Annotated in this window: 13 protein-coding genes; 3 read left to right on the forward strand and 10 right to left on the reverse strand. The window is 46.0% G+C overall.

Annotated elements, in window-relative coordinates; translation table 11 throughout:
- The first annotated feature begins 717 nt into the window (after positions 1 to 717).
- From RT269_RS26080 to RT269_RS26090, 3 genes are all read left to right on the forward strand, one after another.
- The gene (locus RT269_RS26080; RefSeq protein ID WP_313187051.1) at positions 718 to 2,544 is read left to right on the forward strand and encodes a sugar phosphate nucleotidyltransferase; all 1,827 of its coding nucleotides are present in this window, start codon (positions 718 to 720) and stop codon (positions 2,542 to 2,544) included.
- A 258-nt stretch (positions 2,545 to 2,802) separates the two neighbouring features.
- The gene (locus RT269_RS26085; RefSeq protein ID WP_313187053.1) at positions 2,803 to 3,906 is read left to right on the forward strand and encodes a cell wall-binding protein; all 1,104 of its coding nucleotides are present in this window, start codon (positions 2,803 to 2,805) and stop codon (positions 3,904 to 3,906) included.
- A 283-nt stretch (positions 3,907 to 4,189) separates the two neighbouring features.
- Positions 4,190 to 5,941, forward strand: coding sequence for a GH25 family lysozyme (locus RT269_RS26090; protein WP_442913839.1), 1,752 nt, complete (start codon positions 4,190 to 4,192; stop codon positions 5,939 to 5,941).
- A gap of 542 nt (positions 5,942 to 6,483) precedes the next feature.
- On the opposite strand, the gene RT269_RS26095 is transcribed toward RT269_RS26090, so the two are convergent.
- The 10 genes from RT269_RS26095 to RT269_RS26140 all read right to left on the reverse strand — a co-directional run.
- A complete protein-coding gene (locus RT269_RS26095; protein WP_313187057.1) occupies positions 6,484 to 7,419 on the reverse strand; it encodes a glycosyltransferase family 2 protein in 936 nt (311 codons plus the stop codon).
- A 30-nt stretch (positions 7,420 to 7,449) separates the two neighbouring features.
- Positions 7,450 to 9,711 (reverse strand): sodium:solute symporter, encoded by a 2,262-nt coding sequence (locus RT269_RS26100; protein ID WP_313187058.1) that lies wholly within the window; start codon positions 9,709 to 9,711, stop codon positions 7,450 to 7,452.
- A gap of 49 nt (positions 9,712 to 9,760) precedes the next feature.
- Positions 9,761 to 11,140, reverse strand: a complete 1,380-nt coding sequence (locus tag RT269_RS26105) for a hypothetical protein (RefSeq protein WP_313187060.1) — start codon at positions 11,138 to 11,140, stop codon at positions 9,761 to 9,763.
- 17 nt (positions 11,141 to 11,157) lie between these two features.
- Complete coding sequence (locus tag RT269_RS26110; protein WP_313187062.1) at positions 11,158 to 12,957, reverse strand: hypothetical protein; 1,800 nt, start codon at positions 12,955 to 12,957, stop codon at positions 11,158 to 11,160.
- A 29-nt stretch (positions 12,958 to 12,986) separates the two neighbouring features.
- Positions 12,987 to 13,622 (reverse strand): D-sedoheptulose-7-phosphate isomerase, encoded by a 636-nt coding sequence (locus RT269_RS26115; RefSeq protein ID WP_313187063.1) that lies wholly within the window; start codon positions 13,620 to 13,622, stop codon positions 12,987 to 12,989.
- Between the two features lie 5 nt (positions 13,623 to 13,627).
- Positions 13,628 to 14,206: a D-glycero-alpha-D-manno-heptose-1,7-bisphosphate 7-phosphatase gene (locus RT269_RS26120; protein WP_313187065.1), complete on the reverse strand. Its 579-nt coding sequence runs from the start codon at positions 14,204 to 14,206 to the stop codon at positions 13,628 to 13,630.
- Positions 14,207 to 14,339: 133 nt separating this feature from the next.
- Entirely contained in the window at positions 14,340 to 15,410 is a 1,071-nt protein-coding gene (locus RT269_RS26125) for a GHMP family kinase ATP-binding protein (protein WP_025230036.1), read from the reverse strand.
- Entirely contained in the window at positions 15,404 to 16,114 is a 711-nt protein-coding gene (locus tag RT269_RS26130; RefSeq protein ID WP_313187068.1) for a nucleotidyltransferase family protein, read from the reverse strand. Before RT269_RS26130 ends, RT269_RS26125 begins: the two co-directional genes overlap by 7 nt.
- Before the next feature lie 225 nt (positions 16,115 to 16,339).
- Entirely contained in the window at positions 16,340 to 17,464 is a 1,125-nt protein-coding gene (locus tag RT269_RS26135; RefSeq protein ID WP_313187070.1) for an acyltransferase family protein, read from the reverse strand.
- A gap of 116 nt (positions 17,465 to 17,580) precedes the next feature.
- Positions 17,581 to 19,000 (reverse strand): glycosyltransferase (locus RT269_RS26140; RefSeq protein WP_313187072.1); only part of this gene is annotated, 1,420 nt, incomplete at its 5' end.

Here is a 19,000-nt window from a genome sequence, read left to right on the forward strand (position 1 = left end):
GAAATTCCTAATTGCATTACGAGGTAATTATACTTCTAATATTGGAAATTATCAATACCTTTTTTACTTTTTTTGCATTTTTTGCAAAAACAAAAAAATATTTACATTTCCGGCAGAAGCTATCAATTCCTCCATCACATGGTATAGTATAATACATTTTTTTGGAAAATGCTATAACATTTCTCTGTTCATTTTCTTACATAATCATTACGAAAATGTTTTTTCTTGGCAGGATTGTTTTTTTATTAGTACAATCCTGCTTTTGAAGACTTATTCTCCTGCTTTTCTTCATAAACCTTATTATAGGTGACGTATCAGAAGCAGAAAACAGGGCTACGTGGTGCACGAATAACCCGCACGACTCAATCAAAATATCACCTTTTTTCCTTTTAAATGCAACAATTCTAATTCGTCATAGATAAAACTGTACAAGATAAAACCACATATCAAAATCAATTCATAATCAATTCATAATTAATTCTCAAGCATCTTAGCCCAAGCCAAACCGACAATCTTCTATCGCAATCTCCAAATACAATATGCTTTCACAATCCAATCGTAATCCTTCACGATCCAATTGCAATCCCATTCCAATCCCAATTCCTATTGCAATTTGCCATTTCAATGGTATAATGTTCATATATCTATAATAATATCATTTTCTGAACACCCTACGCCAATATACTAATTTATAAACAATACGGAGGTCACACGACTATGGATCGTAACGTCATCATCTGCCGTTCCATTCTGGAAAACCCGGCAGTCACACAGAGAGATTTATCAAAGGAGCTTAGCGTTTCCCTGGGAACCGTTAATAACTTAATAAAGGAATGCATAGAAAAAAATTACATCGAGATTGGAAACGGCAATGATCTATACGAATTACTCCCAGCCGGCCAAGCCCTTCTAAATGAAAATAAAGTGGACGGCGCCGTCATCATTGCCGCCGGCTTCGGCTCCCGTTTCGTTCCCTTAACTTTCGAGACCCCCAAAGGCCTGCTGGAAGTGTTCGGAGAGCGAATGATCGAACGGCAGATCCGCCAGCTACATGAAGCAGGAATTAAGGACATCACCATTGTGGTAGGATATTTAAAGGAAAAATTTGAATACCTTATAGACAAATATCAGGTTAAGCTTTTATATAACCCCGAGTATTCTCAGAAAAACACTTTAACCACCATTTATCACGCCCGCAAACTCCTCCGAGGCAGAAATATGTATGTTCTTTCTTCCGATAACTGGATGCGCCACAATATGTATCATGCTTATGAAAGCGGCGCATGGTACTCTGCATCATATATGGAAGGAGAGACCTCTGAATGGTGCCTTGATTATAATAAGAAGGGACGCATTTTAAATGTATCCGTTGGCGGCCAGGACAAATGGGTAATGTATGGACCGGTTTTTTTCTCAAAATTATTCTCAGAACAATTTTTAACCGTACTGGAACATTATTACAACCTTCCCGGAACCGAGCAATTTTACTGGGAAAATGTTTATATGGAAATGCTGTCAGGAGAAGCTGCCAAGAGGCTTCCTCATATTCCGGAAGCAAAGCAGGACATTGATCTGTTTGTCAACCGAAGGCCGGCTGATGAAGTATATGAATTTGAGAACCTGGAAGAGCTTCGCCGTTTTGATTTGAAGTACCAGCACCATTCTGATAATGAAGCAATGGAATTAGTATCGACCGTATTTCAGGTACCGGAGTCAGAAATCACAGAAATACGGTGCTTAAAATCAGGCATGACAAACAAATCCTTCCTATTTAAAATTAAGGACCGCCATTATATCTGCCGCATCCCGGGAGCCGGAACAGAGCTTCTGATCAACCGTCAGCAGGAAAAATCAGTTTATAACGCCTTAAGCGGACTGGATATCACAGAAAATGTCATTTACTTTAATGGGGAAACCGGATATAAAATTGCGGAATTTTATGAAGGCACTCATAATGCCAATCCTTCCAGCCTGGAAGAAATGGAACGCTGCATGGCGGTTGTCCGAAGGCTCCACAAATCCGGACTTAAGGTGGACCATTCCTTTGACATTCGCGAACGGATCGATTTCTACGAAAAGCTTTGCAAGGCCCACGGTGGTATCCCGTTTGACGATTACGCCGCTGTCCGCAGGCAGATGACTGAGCTATTAGACCAGTTGGACAACTTAAAGCATGAGAAAGTCCTTTCCCATATTGATACAGTGGTCGATAACTTTTTAATGATGCCCGACGGTAACGTACGTTTAATTGACTGGGAATATTCCGGAATGTGTGATCCCCTTATAGATATCAGCATGAGTGCGATCTACTCTTATTATAATGAAGAAGAAGCAGATAACCTCATAAGGATCTACCTGGAACGAGAACCATCTGAAGAAGAGCGCTACACCATTTACGCTTATATCGCTCTTGGCGGTTTTCTGTGGAGCCTATGGGCAGTTTATAAGGCAGCCTTAGGAGATGAATTTGGCGAATATACCATAATCATGTATCGGTATGCAAAAAACTATTACAAAAAATGCTCCAAAATCTCCAAAAAATGAGATTTTTGGAAATTGTCCGCAAATCGTAATAAAATGTTTAGGTATTCCTGTCAGTACTGTGGTATAATGTTCACGAAAGCGATGAGCAGTGCGAAATAAGACGGATAAAGATTTTCGTTGTGCCCCGCACATAAGAAAATCTTTATCCGTCTTATTTCATAGGGCGAAAGCCCGTGAGCGAGTAAAACCGCAGGTTTTACTCGCTGCACTGCGGACTATAGCATATGAATAAAACGGCTAGACAGGAGGAAGGACGGTATGCAATACAGAAAGAAAATGACAGCACTGCTAATCGCAGGGCTTGTAGGAACCTCTACTCTGATACCGGCAGGTACAGCCTGGGGGGCTACCGGCTGGGTTTCAGAAGGCACCCAGTGGAAGTACATAGACCAGGATGGTTCCACCCATAAAGGCTGGGTAAAGACATCCGACGGGACCTTTTATTTTCTTGACCTCTCCACAGGCTTTATGGCTACTGGATGGAAGCAGATCAACGGTAACTGGTACTATTTTCATTCCAATGGAGCCATGGCTACCAAGTGGATACAGGACGGCGGTAAATACTATTACCTAATGGATGATACAGGCGTCCTTGTTAAGGGCTGGTTAAAAATAGGCAATGACTACTACTATATGAAGGGCGATGGATCCATGTCCGCCGGTTGGCGTGAAATGGACGGCGGCTGGTATTATTTCAAAGAAAACGGAAAATGCACCATTGGATGGGGGCAGATTGGAAGCGATTGGTTTTACTTCGGCTCTGACGGCAAGATGGTCACCGGATGGAAACAGATTGATAATGCCTACTACTATTTAAATGTGGATGCCAAGTCTGTTCTGGGACGGATGATGACCGGCTGGCTCAGTGACGGAACCAACAAGTATTACATGGATACCAGCAGCGGAAAGATGGCCCACGGCTGGTTACAGATTGACGGTTCCTATTATTATTTTAATGATTCCGGGCATATGATGACCGGATGGGTACAGCTTTCCGGTGTTTATTATTATCTTGATCCATCTACCGGTAAGATGGCGGCAAACACTACCCTTACCATTGACGGAACAAGTTACACCTTTGGATCCAACGGAGCTTACCAGGGTAATGCTTCTGGTTCTCCTTCCGGGTCAACTGGTGGAAACACCCCCGGTGGCTCATCAACAGGCACCTCCAATACGCCAGGCGGGTCTACCTCGACTCCATCAGGCTCCGGCGGACCGGGAGGAAGTTCCTCTTCCAACGGCAATACCTTAAGCGGAGCACCGGGAAGCTCTTCTAACGATACTCCTGGCGGTTCATCCAATTCTTCAAGCAATGGCGTATATCAGCTATCACCAGGGCTTACGTCAGGCCCCGGCTGATCTCATAGGAATTAGTATCTGTGTGGGTATCTGCACCTCGGCGCGGATACCCCTTTTATTTACACGGATAAGGGACCGGACAAATAAAAATAAGTTTGCATGGTGCCGCCGTGATTACCTGGAAACTTGCGAAGTAAGTTTCTTCTGTTTTTGTGCGCCTATGTTTTCATTCCGGAAGCAAAAAAGCGTGCAGCGTTACATAGTACTCGAATGATAAGGAGGTATCACATTGAGACACAAGAAATTAGGCATACGGTTTGCAGCAGCAGCATTATGTGCCATTATGGGAATGTCTGCGGGGTTTGGTCCGGCCATGAATTCCTGGGCAGCAGGCTATGAAAAGGTCAATGGCTATTATCAGCTTGCAAACGGTACGGTGATTGAACAGGTAATTGCCAGAGGAATCGACGTTTCCAGATGGCAGGGAAACGTAAACTGGGCGGCTGTAGCAGCAGATGATGTAAGCTTTGTCATGCTGGGAACCAGATCCAAGGGTATTGTTGATCCTTATTTCCATACCAATGTACAGGGTGCATCAGCGGCAGGTCTGAAAGTCGGTGCTTACATTTATTCTCTGGCTACCACTCCAGATATGGCCAGAGAGGAAGCAGATTTTGTCCTCAGCCTGGTAAAGGATTATCCAATCTCCTTTCCCATCGCTTTTGACGCAGAAGACAGTGCCACCCTTGGTACCCTTCCGCCGGCACAGGTGAGTGAGATAATCAATGCATTCTGCCAGCGAATTGCAGATGCCGGATATTATCCCATTGTGTATGCCAATGATTACTGGTTATCAAATAAAATCGATTTATCCAATATGCATTATGACGTATGGGTTGCCCGTTATGAAGCAAAACACGTTTATTCCAACCCGATCATGTGGCAGGTCACCAGCACCGGCTCGATTAACGGGATCAACGGAAACGTTGACATTGACTTTCTCTATAAGGACTTAACTCCAAAGCTTCCGGGAAATATGTGGAGGACCATTGGTGGAAAGACCTATTACTACCAGAATTATTCGATCCAGAAGAACACCTGGGTCAACGATGGCTCCGGTTGGTTCTATATGAACGAAGAAGGACTGACTGCCACCGGATGGTTTGATAAGGATGGGCTGCGTTATTATCTTGACGAAACTTCCGGACGGATGAACACCGGTTGGAAGCAGCTTTCCGACAAATGGTATTTCTTCAATCAAAGCGGCACCATGAACACCGGATGGCTTACTGACAACGGGTCACGGTATTACCTTGGTTCCGATGGTATCATGACCACCGGATGGCAGGAATTAAACGGCCAGTATTACTACCTGGATCCTTCTTCCGGCCAAATGGCTACCGGATGGAAGAACTTAAACAACAAGTGGTACTTCTTACAGGAAAGCGGTGTGATGTCCACCGGATGGCTGGATAACAACGGCGCCCGGTATTACTTAAATAACGACGGTTCTATGGCAACGGGTTGGCATACCGATGGCTCCTCCAAGTACTATCTGGCAGGAAACGGTGCAGTCTCAACCGGATGGCAGTTCATTGATAACAGCTGGTATTTCTTTAACCAGAACGGAGCCATGACTACAGGCTGGATCAATCCTGACGGAAGCTGGTACTACATTGGAAATGATGGAAAAATGCAGTCCGGATGGCTTGAGGAACGGGGAGCTAAGTACTATTTAAGCGCTTCTTCCGGTAAGATGACCGTAGGCTGGAGACAGGTCGATGGATATTGGTATTACTTTGGCGGAAGCGGCGCCATGGCAACCGGTATGACACAGGTAGGCGGACAGCAGTATTACTTAAATCCAGCTGACGGAAAGATGGCTGCCTCTGCTACTTTTGTACTTGATGGAGTTTCCTATACCGCTGATGCTAACGGCGTATGTACTGTGACTCCGCAGGCAGCCACCGAGCAGACAGAGGGAAATAGTACTACAGAAAGCCAGGCCGGCCAGGCTGGTCAAACGGGGACAGAAACGGCTCCTACCGATTCTGCCACCAACGAGACAAAGGAAATCGGTCCTGGAATACATTAATAAACTGCATATGGGTCTGCTGCAATATAAATCCGCAATGACGACTCATGCAAAGAAATAGCTATATAGAACTCTATAAACAAGAGAATGCGCTTTGAAAAACGGCTTTATAAGCCTGATTCAATGCGCATTTCTTATTTTCAGACCGACAGTTCATTATTAACATGACCGCCCAGGGACACCCGATCATAGGTTTGTCATAATAATTTTCATTTTTCAGACAAATTCCGCTAGTATTCTTTGACATTCTAAAAATAAAAAATATGCTGTTGAAACCTTCCAGCGGAAGGGAGGTGAAAACATGCAATATCTAATCAACTTAATTGTTTCGGTCATGGCGAATGTAAGTAGCTGCTACATACGCAAATGGCTAGACCGAGACAAAACAACAGTTAGCCAAAAAGAACCCCCAGAGATAGCCGTCTCTGGGGGTTCAATCTTTCGGTGAAAACATGCACCTAATCAACTTTAGCTATTATTAGCATATACCCTTTATAGCAAAACGTCAAGACTAACGCTCAAACGAGACTCGGAATCTCTATCTACTCCGAAAAATTCTTCGTCTCTCCAACAATATAAATAGGCCTGTCCTTTAGCTCCGCAAATAAAATAGCAATGTAATTACCAATGATCCCCACAATCAGAAACAGCACCGAAAACATAAAGCAGATCAGCACAATGGTGGTAGCATATCCGTTTGGCGTTCCTACCCTTGCCCAGCTCCAAATGGTGTAAATCATCATGACAATTCCCAGAATGCCTGCACCGCACCCGGCATAAATCCCAAGCTTAAGAGGCAGATTAGAAAAACACATGATGGTATTCAGTGAAAAGGCCATCAGCTTTTTAATGCTGTATTTGCTTTCTCCTGCTACCCTGACTCCTGCCTCATATTCAATGGTGGTCCGGTTAAATCCGATGTTTTGCACATATCCCCGCAGGAAACGTACCTTTTCCCTGTAATTATCCCGGAGTACATCACCAGCCCGCCTGGATATTACAAAAAAGTCAGAAGCATTTGGTTCAAATTTCACATCGGAAAGTATGTTGATCAAATGGTAAAAGGCAGAGGAGGCGAAATTTTTAAACCACCCTGCAGACTCATTTTTCGTTCGCACCATATTGATGACATCATAGCCATCCTCAAGCTTCCTGACGATCTCCGGCAAATACTGGGGAGGATGCTGTAAATCCGCATCCATGCAGACGATCCCATCTCCGCTGCTGTAATCCAAACCGGCAATCATAGCTGCCTCATGTCCGAAGTTTCTGGAAAAGCTGATGACCTTTACCTTTTTATCCTTCCTGGACAAGCCGTCCAGAATCTTCATAGTGCCATCCTGACTTCCGTCATTGACGAAAATCAGTTCATAGTCCCAGTTAAGTTTATTTAAAATTCTGGCCGTTTCCTGATAGAACTGGTCAAGAGCCAATTCCTCGTTGTAGCATGATACCACGACCGATATTGTTTTTCCCATATGTGCCTCCTAATGAATCAAGTGGATATGCTATTGATTATCATTTGCTTTCTTTTTTATATAACATTGTTCAAATTCTGTCAATGCCCGTGCTGATTTCTCGCTGAAATCCCCGTTCACCTCCACCGCAGCTAAAAGGTTTCCGTTGTCATAGCATACAGGTATGAGTTTCCCACATTCGATCAAATCCCTGACCAGGGTATAGGAACGGTTCTCTTCTCCCGTATAGCCTGCCTGGACATAAACATAATCTGATTTTGCATAATCCATAAATTCCACGAAATAATCCATTTTCTTTACCAGGGTCACATTTCCCCACACCCCTGTTATGTCATCATAGGACTGAACGTTGCAGGGGAATGCCAGTACATCCGGATGATCTCCGATGGCAATGAGGCGGGTTTCCGGGTCGGCAGAAAGGATATCCCATATTTCTCCATTTCCCTTTGATACCATGTCCTGTCTGGCGGCTTCCTGATGGTTGTAATAGCCTTTATGATGAAATAACACAGGTGTAAAGCCAAGGCTCCAATTCCAGCTGGTCATGGCTGTAAAAAATACAGCAAACATAAGCACCCAGACTCCGGCTCCTACGCCTCCCCGCCATACAGTCTTTTCCCCTGTTTCCACTGCTGTATTTAAGACATAGACCGCCGTGAGTACATAGAACAGCATGAAATAATTTCCGTCAACCTGGGTCAGCATACCTAAACTGATAAGATTGACCACCAAAAATGGTACATAGATGACTTTTAGGCAAACGGAAAGCTGAGACTTTTTTCCTCTATCCACATTCTTGCCGTAAAAACAGCTTACAATCCACAATAAGAGAAGAAAGTACAGCAGAAATCCACCCCAGGCGAGGATTACATGATCCATATCCTCTCCTACAGGGCAAAAGAAAAATCCATGAAGCCGGTTTGCCAGGTGCACAGTCCTTTCCTTTAGGGACATGCCGGCGCCGGAATTGGGTATGGCGTTAACCATGAACGGATATTTCAAATGAAATCCTATCCTTGTAAGCAGGGAGGAGAATACCGAGGTAAGAGGAAGACCTGTTAATACCTGAGTCCTTGCCCAGATTCCCCCTAAAGCCAAAAGTGCGCCTGCCACAACTGCCAACCCACCGATATTTCCCCCTTCCGCTCCGAATCTGGGAAGCATAAACTTCCCTAAGAGATATAAAAATCCCATTCCAAAGACAGCGGTGGAAAAGATCAAAGCTGTTGGTTTTAATGTCAGGCTTAGAAAAAAGGCCGCTGTGCCGTAAGCCAGATAACGCCAGGACTTTTGCCCCGCCTTTATATAGCATAGCAGGTAATACAACATGATCTCCTGGACAAGCAGCGTAATGATATCGCTTTTGGCTGTGACTGCCATATTCATAATGCCCGGAACTCCTGACAGCAGGGCCGCTAAAAAGACCGCCTGCTCCCGTTTCATATAAAATCGTCCGATTTTGTAACCCATAAAAAGGACTCCCAGGGAAAGCCACAGATTGATCGAGGTCACAAAGCTATAGGAGGGAAGTCGGGACAGGGGCAGGGTTAAAACCTCAAAGCCCTTGGAGTAGGTGTAAACGATCCCAATGGTTCCCAGATTTTCATAAATTCCATGTCCATTGTCCAGGATATACCGGGACCTGACCCCATACCACAGGCTGTCGTAATCCACGGCGATGTTTAGCCGCCCCGCCTGGAGGCACACCATGGTCAGGAGAAATGCCAGTAAAAAAATCTCTTTGCCGCTGAAAGCCAAACCAGACCCATTCCCTTCGCCTCCCAGACAGGACCTTCCGAAAAGAAGCAGGAATCCACCGCTGATAAAGACAAACACGGTCAGGTGACCGATGGAACCAATGCCAGCAGCTGACATTAAGCAAAATATAACTATGAGAAAGACAGCACCGGTGAGAAAGTCAGAAGCCAGACCGTCATCCTTTGGAAGTCTCCACAAGGATACCCGGAGAAAACGTCCAAAAAACAGGATATACGCCAGATAAACACCAGATACAAGCACTGGAACAAAGGCCACATGCGCCCACAAAAAGACGGCAGTAATAAGGACCGCCGCCACAAGTTTCTGCCTGATCTTAGGGAATAAAAACCCTGATAAACAGAAGGCAGCAAACAGCTCTGCCGTCTCTGCCATCATGGTCTTATATTCCCTCTGGTTCATGATCCACTGGAAAACTTCCTGGTTTAAAATCTGATTCAGAGAATACAGGATCCCTGCCGCTGAAAAAAACATAAACAGCAGGACTCCATATTTATGTTTCTGCAATCGACCCATAAAAAACCCCCGTCTGTCATTTTGTATACTGATGGTACTACCGGATCAGTTACCGTTTTAAATCATTTCGGAATACACTGTATCCGTTTTCCTTTAATATCGTAAGCGCACTCCGCACCTTGGCCCCGCTGTCAGGCCGGCCGGTCCTGTATTCAAAACCGGCCCGCAGTTCATCATCCGTGACTGTTTCAAAGCTTAATGCTAACACAGCCATTCCTTCAAAGCTGTTTCTGCGGTCAGGGGCCTTTTTTATCTCTGTATATGTGGTGTAGCAGTTTCCTGCCAGAAACATCACACAGGCCCCGCAGGCAGTGATCCTAAGGAAAGTCTTACCCGTACTTTTCCACTGCTTCGATAATAAGGCAAAGGTCAGCAGGATTCCAAGGATCCCGGACTGGAACTGAAGGGCATATCTTGAGCTTAAACCGTAATTTTCCTGAAGGAATATCCACCTGGACAAAAGGATGAGAACGTGGTTCAGTCCACCCGATATAATGAGAATGGCAGGCAGGACCGTCTTCTCATACAGGCGGTACCGCAGATTTAGCCATAGCGCAAACAGATACAGCAGGATAACCAGAAAACCAAGGATCATAAACGGTGTATTGTTCCGAAAGATGTGCTCAGCCTGCTCCCCTTCTATGACCATGGAGGAAAAAGACTTTATGAAAAAACGAACAAAAAAACCGGGCGTATCTCTCAACTGGACAAGGAGAGGCACGGTTGCCGGAGCCGCATGGTCTTCCACCGCATAGGCATTGCTCCACAAATAAAGGAGAAGAGGAATCAGCGCACAGAGGCCGTTTAACCCCCAGCCCTTTCTCGAATCGCCCTTTTTTAACAGGAACATGAAACCGCAGGCTATCATTACCGTCACCGAATAGATTGCACAGTAGGGGCCTGCCACCAGAAGCGTTGTAAAAAATGGAAGAAGCAGGAGTTTTATTCTGTCATTTTTCTTTTCCTGTCCGCTCCATACCCGGTCCATCACCTCATAATGGTAATAAAAGCAGGCAAAAGACAGGAAATGGGCCCAACCGCTTCCATTGGTCAGCATTTCCCACTTATTAAGGCTGAAAAGTACGATCATCAAAGCCCCGAACCAGCCAGGAGAAACCTTCCTGCGGCTGCAGTAGCTTCCCAGAGCCAGGCCGGAAAGACCAAGGGCCAGGACGCCTAACACCCGGTCAAACATGGTGTTGTATCCGAAAAGTGAGACATTAAGGAGCCTTCCCAGATAATTGACCGGAATCCTGGTCAGGACATCCGGCACAAAGAACTTAGCCGGATTCCATACGTCAGGCAGATAGCTGTTCACAAGGCGGACGTAATCGCTATAGATTCCGTCACAGGTTGCCGTAAAGATATACCAGAGGCCAAAAACAGTCCCCAAAAGGGGAAACAGGCCATACAGATACTTTTTATTCATACGTTTCTCCTATGCCCTTAATTTGCGGTTATGGAAGCAACGACGGAGAGGTGCTTTTCTCCTCTTTGCTCCGATGCATTTTCGTAGTAAAAGTTGCTTTCAAAAGTCAGCTCCGTAACCTGAAAGGCAGTCGTGTCAATTTCAGCTGTTACCGTATTGGAAGTGATGGGAATGACCTGGCTTTCTGTTCCATTTATGGTCACGGTAATCTGTTCCAGACCGGTAATAACGCCGGGATAATAGAATTTAAAACCGATCTTGCCTTCTTTCCCTGCCATGATCCGGACTTTGGCGCTTTCATCCAGCCAACCGTCCTCATAACAGCCATAGACCGGCTCAAATTTTAAGTTCCGGACAAATTCCGTTACATCCTGAAATGCGTTATGGGCCGGATCTTCCCTCAGTATCAGCATGTTTGGAGTCAACAGGCCGACATCATGGATGGATTCAATAAAAGTGACTTCGGTTCCCTCTGCCAGCCGTTCCTTATCAAAGGTTTTGAAAAAGGTCCTGGCAGTAAAATCACTCATCTCGTAGGAATTGCCGATGATGTAAATTTTCTTTCCGAATATCTCATCCTTATATTTCCCGAAAGTCTCTTCTGCAAGGGAATTGTACCGCAGCTGTGAGGACCAGTAATAAAGATTCTCGTATTTGCCCCGGTAAAAACTTTCTACCGGAAGCATGAGAATGCCGTAAAGCAGAAACAGACCGCAGTACAAAAGAGGCCTGACACGCTTTACCACACCGCACATATAGGCAACAAACAACCACGCCGCCGTCATGGAAACATAGATCCACCGGGTCTCCACCCGGATGGTGACACTGGAAGAGCCGATGCACAGGGCGATGAATAAAAGAAACAAGAAGATCACAGGGAGGCGTTTTTTAAACTGCTTCCGCTCCCGTATAACGGTTACAAGAAAAATCACGATCATAATAAAGAGAAGGAAGTCTGCAAACACCACAAGAACATGTACCCAGTAAGGCGATCTTCCCCAGCTAAGTCCATTTAAATGATCAGGGCCTGCATTGATCCCAAATAAGTAAAGCACCTGGCTTAAGGCATACCGGATGGTTTCCGAAAGATGGAAGGTATCCGCCACATCCGTTCCCCCTGTCCCTGCCGGTGAAATACTTCCAATGGTAAGAAATCGGATCGCCTGAACCACAAGGAACGCTCCGGTAATGCTCAGCCACGGCTTTAGGCTCCTCTCCTTTTTCATGAGAAACGCAGCATAAAATAGTGGCAGAAGCACCATGTATCGTTCATGAATGAAGCAGACAGAGAAATACATTGCCGTTGCAGCCGGTACAAGCCACCTTCTCTCCTCTTCATCAGAGAGATAACGGTAGAGGCAGTAGAAAATGCCGATAGCTGCCCACAGCGCTATGCTTTCCATCAGGCCGTATACCTGGCTGATCTGGTAGTAAGACATCCGGGAGAGCAAGTATAAAATCCCGCACAAAAAGCCAATGATCCGTCTACCTGACAAACGCTTTCCAAACCGGTAAACCGTATAGGCGATACAGCTGTTTAAGAGGATATTAAAAGGAACAAACCAGCTGATGTGGTTTCCGAAGACCATCAGTTCCAGCCAGGCAGCCAGATAATAGACAAAACGGAACCGGGTGCTTCCCAGAGGGAATACAAATTCACGGAAAGACTGCTCTCCGTAGCAGGACCAAAGGTATAAATCATCCATATAAAGCCCTTTTATCGCTATCCCCCTGTTTATGAAAAAAGCAAATCCCAGCAAAAGCGCGGCTGCGATGATCTCTTCCTTCCACTCAGTTATCCACTTTTTATCTTTCATCTTTAGCCCCTTTCTTATTTTAATTACGCTTAAAAGAATCGTTCCTCTAACATCAGGCAGAGGGCATGGTAAACCGGAAGGTGGAGTTCCTGAATTTTAAATGTCTCTGTTTCCGGAACCACTACCGTCACATCCGCCGCCATCTTTAAAAGCCCTCCGTCTTTCCCGGAAAGGCCGATGGTTTTCATGCCAATAGCCTTTGCTGCTGTTACGGCATACATGACATTCTTCGCATTACCGGAGGTGGATATTCCTAAAAGCACATCCCCCTTCTTTCCGTATCCATAGGTCTGCTGGGCGTAGATCAGTTCTCCGTCCACATCGTTTAAAAATGCTGTGGAAAGACCGGGATGGCCGGTTAAGGCAATCGCAGGAAGACCTCCCTGAAGCTTTTCTCCCAGTTCCTTACCAAGCGCTTGGTCTGCCTCTAAGAGCTTTGCGGCAAAACCTTCTGAAACGGGACGGCGTTTTACAAAACCCTTCATCAATTCTCCTACAATATGCTCTGCATCCGCACAGCTACCGCCGTTTCCTGCGATCAGCAGCTTTCCACCGTTTTCATAACATGATTCCAGGATCTCATAAGCTTCCATGATCTGAGGCTTTACGCCAACCAGCACAGGGTAACGTTCGATCAGCTCTTCTAAATAGTTCATAGGTTCCATGTTTCTCACACTCCTTCTCTGTTCAGTATCCAGTCTGCAGCTTCTTTCATGGCAGGGGCATAGAAGTCAAAAGAATTCCTTTTCTCTGACTGGGTCAGATTGCCGTATAATTCTTTTCCATATCCGGTCCCTACTAAAACTGTGTTCACTCCATATCTTTTTCCTGCTTCTGTATCCAGAAGCTTATCTCCGATCATATAAGAATGGGACTTGTCCACCTGAAAGCTTGTCTCTGCCATTTCAAACATTCCTGTTTCTGGCTTCCGGCAGTGGCATTCCACCCGGTATTTTCCGATCCCATGAACCGGATGGTGGGGGCAGTAATAAAAGCGGTCTATTTGGGCTCCTTCTTTTGAAAGAAGGCTGTTTAAATATTCATGGAGAGCTTTCACATCCTCTTCCCCGTAATATCCCCTTGCCACTCCGGCCTGGTTGGTGACCACCACAAGCTTAAATCCCTGCTCTCTAAGCCGCCTTAAGGCTTCCGGCACTCCTGGAAGGATCACCAGGTCCTTAGGCCGGTGCAGGTATTCTACTTCTTCGTTGATGGTTCCATCCCGGTCTAAAAATACGATCCTGTCCATGGTTTCCCCCTCCTTTTTCCGCTCTTTTTAACTGACAGGTGCTGCAATAAAATGCGTGCGGCCCATAAATGTAATAGGATTACCGAAGCAGCCGTGCTCCGGCGCAAAAGTCTGCATTAAGACTTTTTTATGCCTACACTTGAAAATGATATTCGCCTCCTGGTATAGCTACCCGTACCTCCTGGTAGTCCCAGCGTTTTTCGTCTGTGACCCACGCCTGAGCGCCCCGAAGTTCAAAGTTCCAGTCCGTAAGCTGTCCTCCGGCTGCTTCCATACGCGCAGCCACCTTATGGCGGACGTTATAGGGACAGTACACCAGAAGGAATCCGCCTCCGCCGGCTCCTAAAAGCTTTCCGCCCAGAGCGCCAGCCTTTAATGCCTCCTCATAAAGCTCGTCAATATGGGGAGTAGAGATCTTGCTGCTCATGCGCTTCTTGCTCTTCCAGCCGTAATCCAGAAGCTTTCCAAAGCTGTAAAGGTTTCCTTTTAATAGTTCATCCTTCATGGCATAAGAAAGTGCCTTTACCTCACACATCGCATCGAATGGATCCTTCTTTTCGTAGTTTTTCACCTGGTCTTTTATGATGTTGGCGGATACATGGATGTTTCCTGTATAGCAAAGAAGCAGATTGTACTGCAGCTCATGGATAATCTCTTTTTTTATGCGGAGAGGGTTAACCACCACATTGTTGCGGCCGTGGAACTCGATGAAGTTAAAGCCTCCAAAGGTAGCAGCATACTGGTCCTGGTAGCCGCCATCGATCTTTAGATCCTCTCTCTCCACCTGATAGGCTAAGTCTGCCATTGCATAGCTGTCCATTTCCACGCCTTTCCATTTGGCCATGGCCGTTAATAAGGCCACCATAACGGTGGAGGAAGTGCCAAGACCTGATCCGGGAGGAGCATCGCACTGTAAATACACCTCACAGCCCTGTTTGATATCCATTGCCTTTAACGCCGCCGTTACCAGATCCAGACGCCCGTCATATACATAATTTTCATTCGTGTTGTACTTGACTGTCATATCAAAGTCCAGGGAATGAACGATGATCTGATCATCATCCCTTGGTACGATTGAGCAGTATGCATACTTATTGATGGTGCTGCCGATGATGGCCCCTCCCTGCTCCACACAGAAGGGAGCTACATCGGTTCCTCCTCCGCCAAAGCTCACCCTCAGGGGAGCACGTCCTCTGATTACCATAAGTTCACTTCTCCTTTCCCTACATCTTCTGCAAACCGGTAATAATCCTCCGGAATTCCTATATCAATGAAATACCCGCTGCTTACAAAGCCGCCCAGCTTTTTCCCTTCTGAGAGCCACTTTGGAATCATTGCCTGTTCCAGGGACACCTTTCCTTCGGGTATCTCATCAAGCAGATCACGCCTGAGTAAATAAATGCCGCCGTTTATGGTTCCCCGGCGTTGTTCCTCAGTCTTCTCATTAAAAGCCGTAAGCCAGCCGTCTTTTATGACAGCCTGTCCGTAACGGGACACATCAGGCACTTCCCGGAGTACCAGGGCCATGTCTAAATCCCGTTCTTTGCCAAGTTCCATAAGCTTGTTGTAATCAATCCGGTAAAAGGTATCAGCATTTAGTACTAAGAATCGGTCTGAATGTATTTGAGATCCTGCATTTTTAATGGCTCCTGCGGTTCCTAACAGCTCTTCTTCATAAGCATAAGAAACCCGGATCCCCCATTGGGATCCGTCTTTAAAATATTCTTCTACCATCGAGCCCTTATAACCTACAGCAAAAATAATTTCTGTCACTCCATGACGGACCAGTTCCAATACTACATATTCCATAAATGGCTTGTCTCCGATCAGTGCCATTGGCTTTGGCCTGTCGCTTACTACGGAACGGAGCCGTGTGCCAAGACCGCCTGCCAGTAAAACTGCCTGCATAACTGTACCCTCCTGATATTTTTCTTATGGTCATTATAACATAAGTCCGCAGTGAAGCGAATAAAACCTGCGGTTACACGTACTTTCGGCATTCGCCCTATGAAATAGGCCATGAGATTTTATATTATGTACAAGTACAAAGATAATCTTCCCCAGCCTTATTTCACACCGCTCATTGCTTTCGTGGATAGTATATCATACATCCTTTCGAACAATCCAGAAAGATCATTTCCCCAGATTCCCTGTCCGGGTCCGAAGCATGCCTCCCAGACCATGGATGACCTTTCTTGCCCCAATTGCAAATAAGATCGGAAGGACAATTCCCAGAACAAGATACAGAACATGAAGTTCCGGATAGGAGTGGGGGAAACCTCCCTGATTTTCTGCTGGCTCCAGTATCATCTGGGCATAAATCCAGTCGCAGACCTTAAATGCCAGAAAATGAAGAGCCATGATATCAAAGGAATATTTTCCAAGCAATGCCGCAGTCTTCCCTGCGATCGGAACCTTCTGCAAACACCTGGCTGCATAGCAGCAAAGATAAATACCGGCTGCAGAAATGATATAAAAGTTGATCCCTCCCGGTATCTGATTAGCAGACAGCTCCACACTTTCCTCTGTAAACATCAGGAAATAATAGAAAAGTCCTGCGCACAAAGCAGCACCATACCATGTTACATATCTTTCTATGGAAATCTTCCATGTCCGCACAGCATATCCGCCATAGTAAACCGGAATCACCAATAGGGCTGTCTGAAGATGGTAGTTTAAGAAAATCTCCCTCCGGATGAGGGCTGCACCAAATAGCCCTGCTCCAGCGCAGAGAGCCGCTGCTGCCCATGGCCGGAAAGAATCCGGAAGATAGTTCCTGCAGAACCATAGAATGACCGAAAAGCCTGTTCCTGCCCCCAGCATAAGAGGCACGAACCACATTGCTCCTGACGGGCCTTCCGGGCATCGCAGGAACACGGTATTTGCCATGGCAAGGATCATCTCCTTTTTGCCGTAGTGTGCATCGGATAGAAAAAGCAGGTACTTTGAAAGCAGGTTATGTATTAAAACGAACAGGCCTCCATAACAGAAATATGGCACCCACATATTCTTTAACCGCCTTGCAAAAAAGTCAAAGGGGACATCCCCGTAACGCTCTTCATTATACAAGTATCCTGAGATGAAAAAGAATATGGCCAGATGGTAATAATACACCGTCCGAATGGCAATCCCCAGGTTCTGTGAATGACCAAACACAATGGATACGATTCCGATCCCCTTTAAAATATCCCAGAACAGAAGCCGGTCTCTTTTTTTCTCTTCCATGCGATCCTCTTCCTTTCCCCTCACTTTCTCCATAGTTCCTTTCTCTTCATTCAAGTACATCTTGCGATCTGCCGTCCTGCATAGCCAAAGGCTTAAAACGGCACGGCACCGCGCCCGGTCATACCGGGACGGGTTTACCTGTTTGCCGTTTAAAAGTCTTCTCCGATTACGTTCCAGGCAGCATCTATACTGTGATAGCTGCGGATATAATTCTGGGTTTCCATGCACATCTGTTTGCATCGTTTAGTATCCTGATACAGGGAAATAACCTCCCCTGCAAAGGCAGCCGGCTCATCTCTCACAACCATGACCTTTTCTGCCTCCGGGATTCCCTCTGCACCGATGGAAGTAGTAACCACCGGAGCGCCGTTATATAAGGCTTCGATGACTTTTCCCTTAACTCCTGCGCCGTAACGCAAAGGCACCACGACTACCCGGCAGCTTGAATAGAGTCTTGTCAGTTCCTCTTCTGATACGAATCCCTTTACAATGATTCCGCTGCCCGGCTGCTCCAAAGCCTTGATCTCATCCGTCACCTTGGAACCTACGATATAGAAATCGATAGGAAGCTGTTCCCGGATCAGAGGGAATATTTCCTGTGCAAACCACAAAACTGCATCTGCGTTAGGCGGATGGGCAAATCCTCCTACAAACAAGAGTCCCTCCCTTTTTTCAAAGTTATCAGGAATGTGGTTTAAGAACTTTTCATAAACATAGGCCACAATGGCTTTCACATGGATGGCCGGCTCTATCTCATGAATGGCCTCCCGTTCCACATAGGATGGATAATAGGATACCGCAGCCTTTCTCATCAGGCGAAGCTCCACGGACCTCCAGTATTCAGAGGACTCCCTTTTCTTAGGATCTCCGGTCAGCTCATACTCCCGGCCTTCCCTTAAGAAGTGAAGGTCATGCCCATAATAGATCATCTTAATGTTTGTTTTATCCTTGATAAAATCTATATACTTGGCAGCAATGTGAGGACGGTTCAAATAAGCTACCTTGATATCGTCTCCATGCTCCTTTAACCAGTTCCAGATTTTCACCTGGAATTCCTTGCCGTAAAGGATCTCAACTCCCATCTGCTGCAAAGCGGTGGAATAAGGTTCCTCATGAAGGAAATTATCTCCCAGGAACTTTACAACGTAGCCCTTTTCCAAAAACATCTTTAAGTACTGGAAGGTAGTCTTAGAACCGGCATCCCGGTCATAGGTGGGAACATAATGATCCACCACCAGAATGATGTCTTTGCCCTGGCTTCTTTCCCTGGCCCTAAATACATCGGGATTCCCGTCATTTTCACTCTGCAGTTTGAATTCAGCTGCCCACTTTTCCCTTAACTTACGGCCATTTTCCACCTGGTACCGCTTAAGGCCTGAGCCGCCCACATCCGTTCCGTTGGAAATGCCCTCAAAATGTATGACCTTGGATAAAGGCTGGTAAACTACCCGCAGGCCCGCCTTACGCACCTCAAAGGCAAGGTCAGAATCCTCACAATAGGCAGGGGCAAACCGGTCGTCAAATCCGCCGATCCGCTTCCATAAGTCATTGGAAAGAAGGATGGCGGCT

It is taken from the genome of Lacrimispora sp. (assembly GCF_032078915.1).
GTDB lineage: Bacteria > Bacillota > Clostridia > Lachnospirales > Lachnospiraceae > Lacrimispora.

What these genes read in the sequence shown, in the direction of transcription:
- RT269_RS26110 (WP_313187062.1), bottom strand. Translation starts at nt 12,957, where the DNA reads ATGAAAGATAAAAAGTGGATAACTGAGTGGAAGGAAGAGATCATCGCA.
- RT269_RS26115 (WP_313187063.1), bottom strand. Translation starts at nt 13,622, where the DNA reads ATGGAACCTATGAACTATTTAGAAGAGCTGATCGAACGTTACCCTGTG.
- RT269_RS26125 (WP_025230036.1), bottom strand. Translation starts at nt 15,410, where the DNA reads ATGGTAATCAGAGGACGTGCTCCCCTGAGGGTGAGCTTTGGCGGAGGA.
- RT269_RS26105 (WP_313187060.1), bottom strand. Translation starts at nt 11,140, where the DNA reads ATGAATAAAAAGTATCTGTATGGCCTGTTTCCCCTTTTGGGGACTGTT.
- RT269_RS26095 (WP_313187057.1), bottom strand. Translation starts at nt 7,419, where the DNA reads ATGGGAAAAACAATATCGGTCGTGGTATCATGCTACAACGAGGAATTG.
- RT269_RS26085 (WP_313187053.1), top strand. Translation starts at nt 2,803, where the DNA reads ATGCAATACAGAAAGAAAATGACAGCACTGCTAATCGCAGGGCTTGTA.
- RT269_RS26130 (WP_313187068.1), bottom strand. Translation starts at nt 16,114, where the DNA reads ATGCAGGCAGTTTTACTGGCAGGCGGTCTTGGCACACGGCTCCGTTCC.
- RT269_RS26090 (WP_442913839.1), top strand. Translation starts at nt 4,190, where the DNA reads ATGGGAATGTCTGCGGGGTTTGGTCCGGCCATGAATTCCTGGGCAGCA.
- RT269_RS26120 (WP_313187065.1), bottom strand. Translation starts at nt 14,206, where the DNA reads ATGGACAGGATCGTATTTTTAGACCGGGATGGAACCATCAACGAAGAA.
- RT269_RS26100 (WP_313187058.1), bottom strand. Translation starts at nt 9,711, where the DNA reads ATGGGTCGATTGCAGAAACATAAATATGGAGTCCTGCTGTTTATGTTT.
- RT269_RS26135 (WP_313187070.1), bottom strand. Translation starts at nt 17,464, where the DNA reads ATGGAGAAAGTGAGGGGAAAGGAAGAGGATCGCATGGAAGAGAAAAAA.
- RT269_RS26080 (WP_313187051.1), top strand. Translation starts at nt 718, where the DNA reads ATGGATCGTAACGTCATCATCTGCCGTTCCATTCTGGAAAACCCGGCA.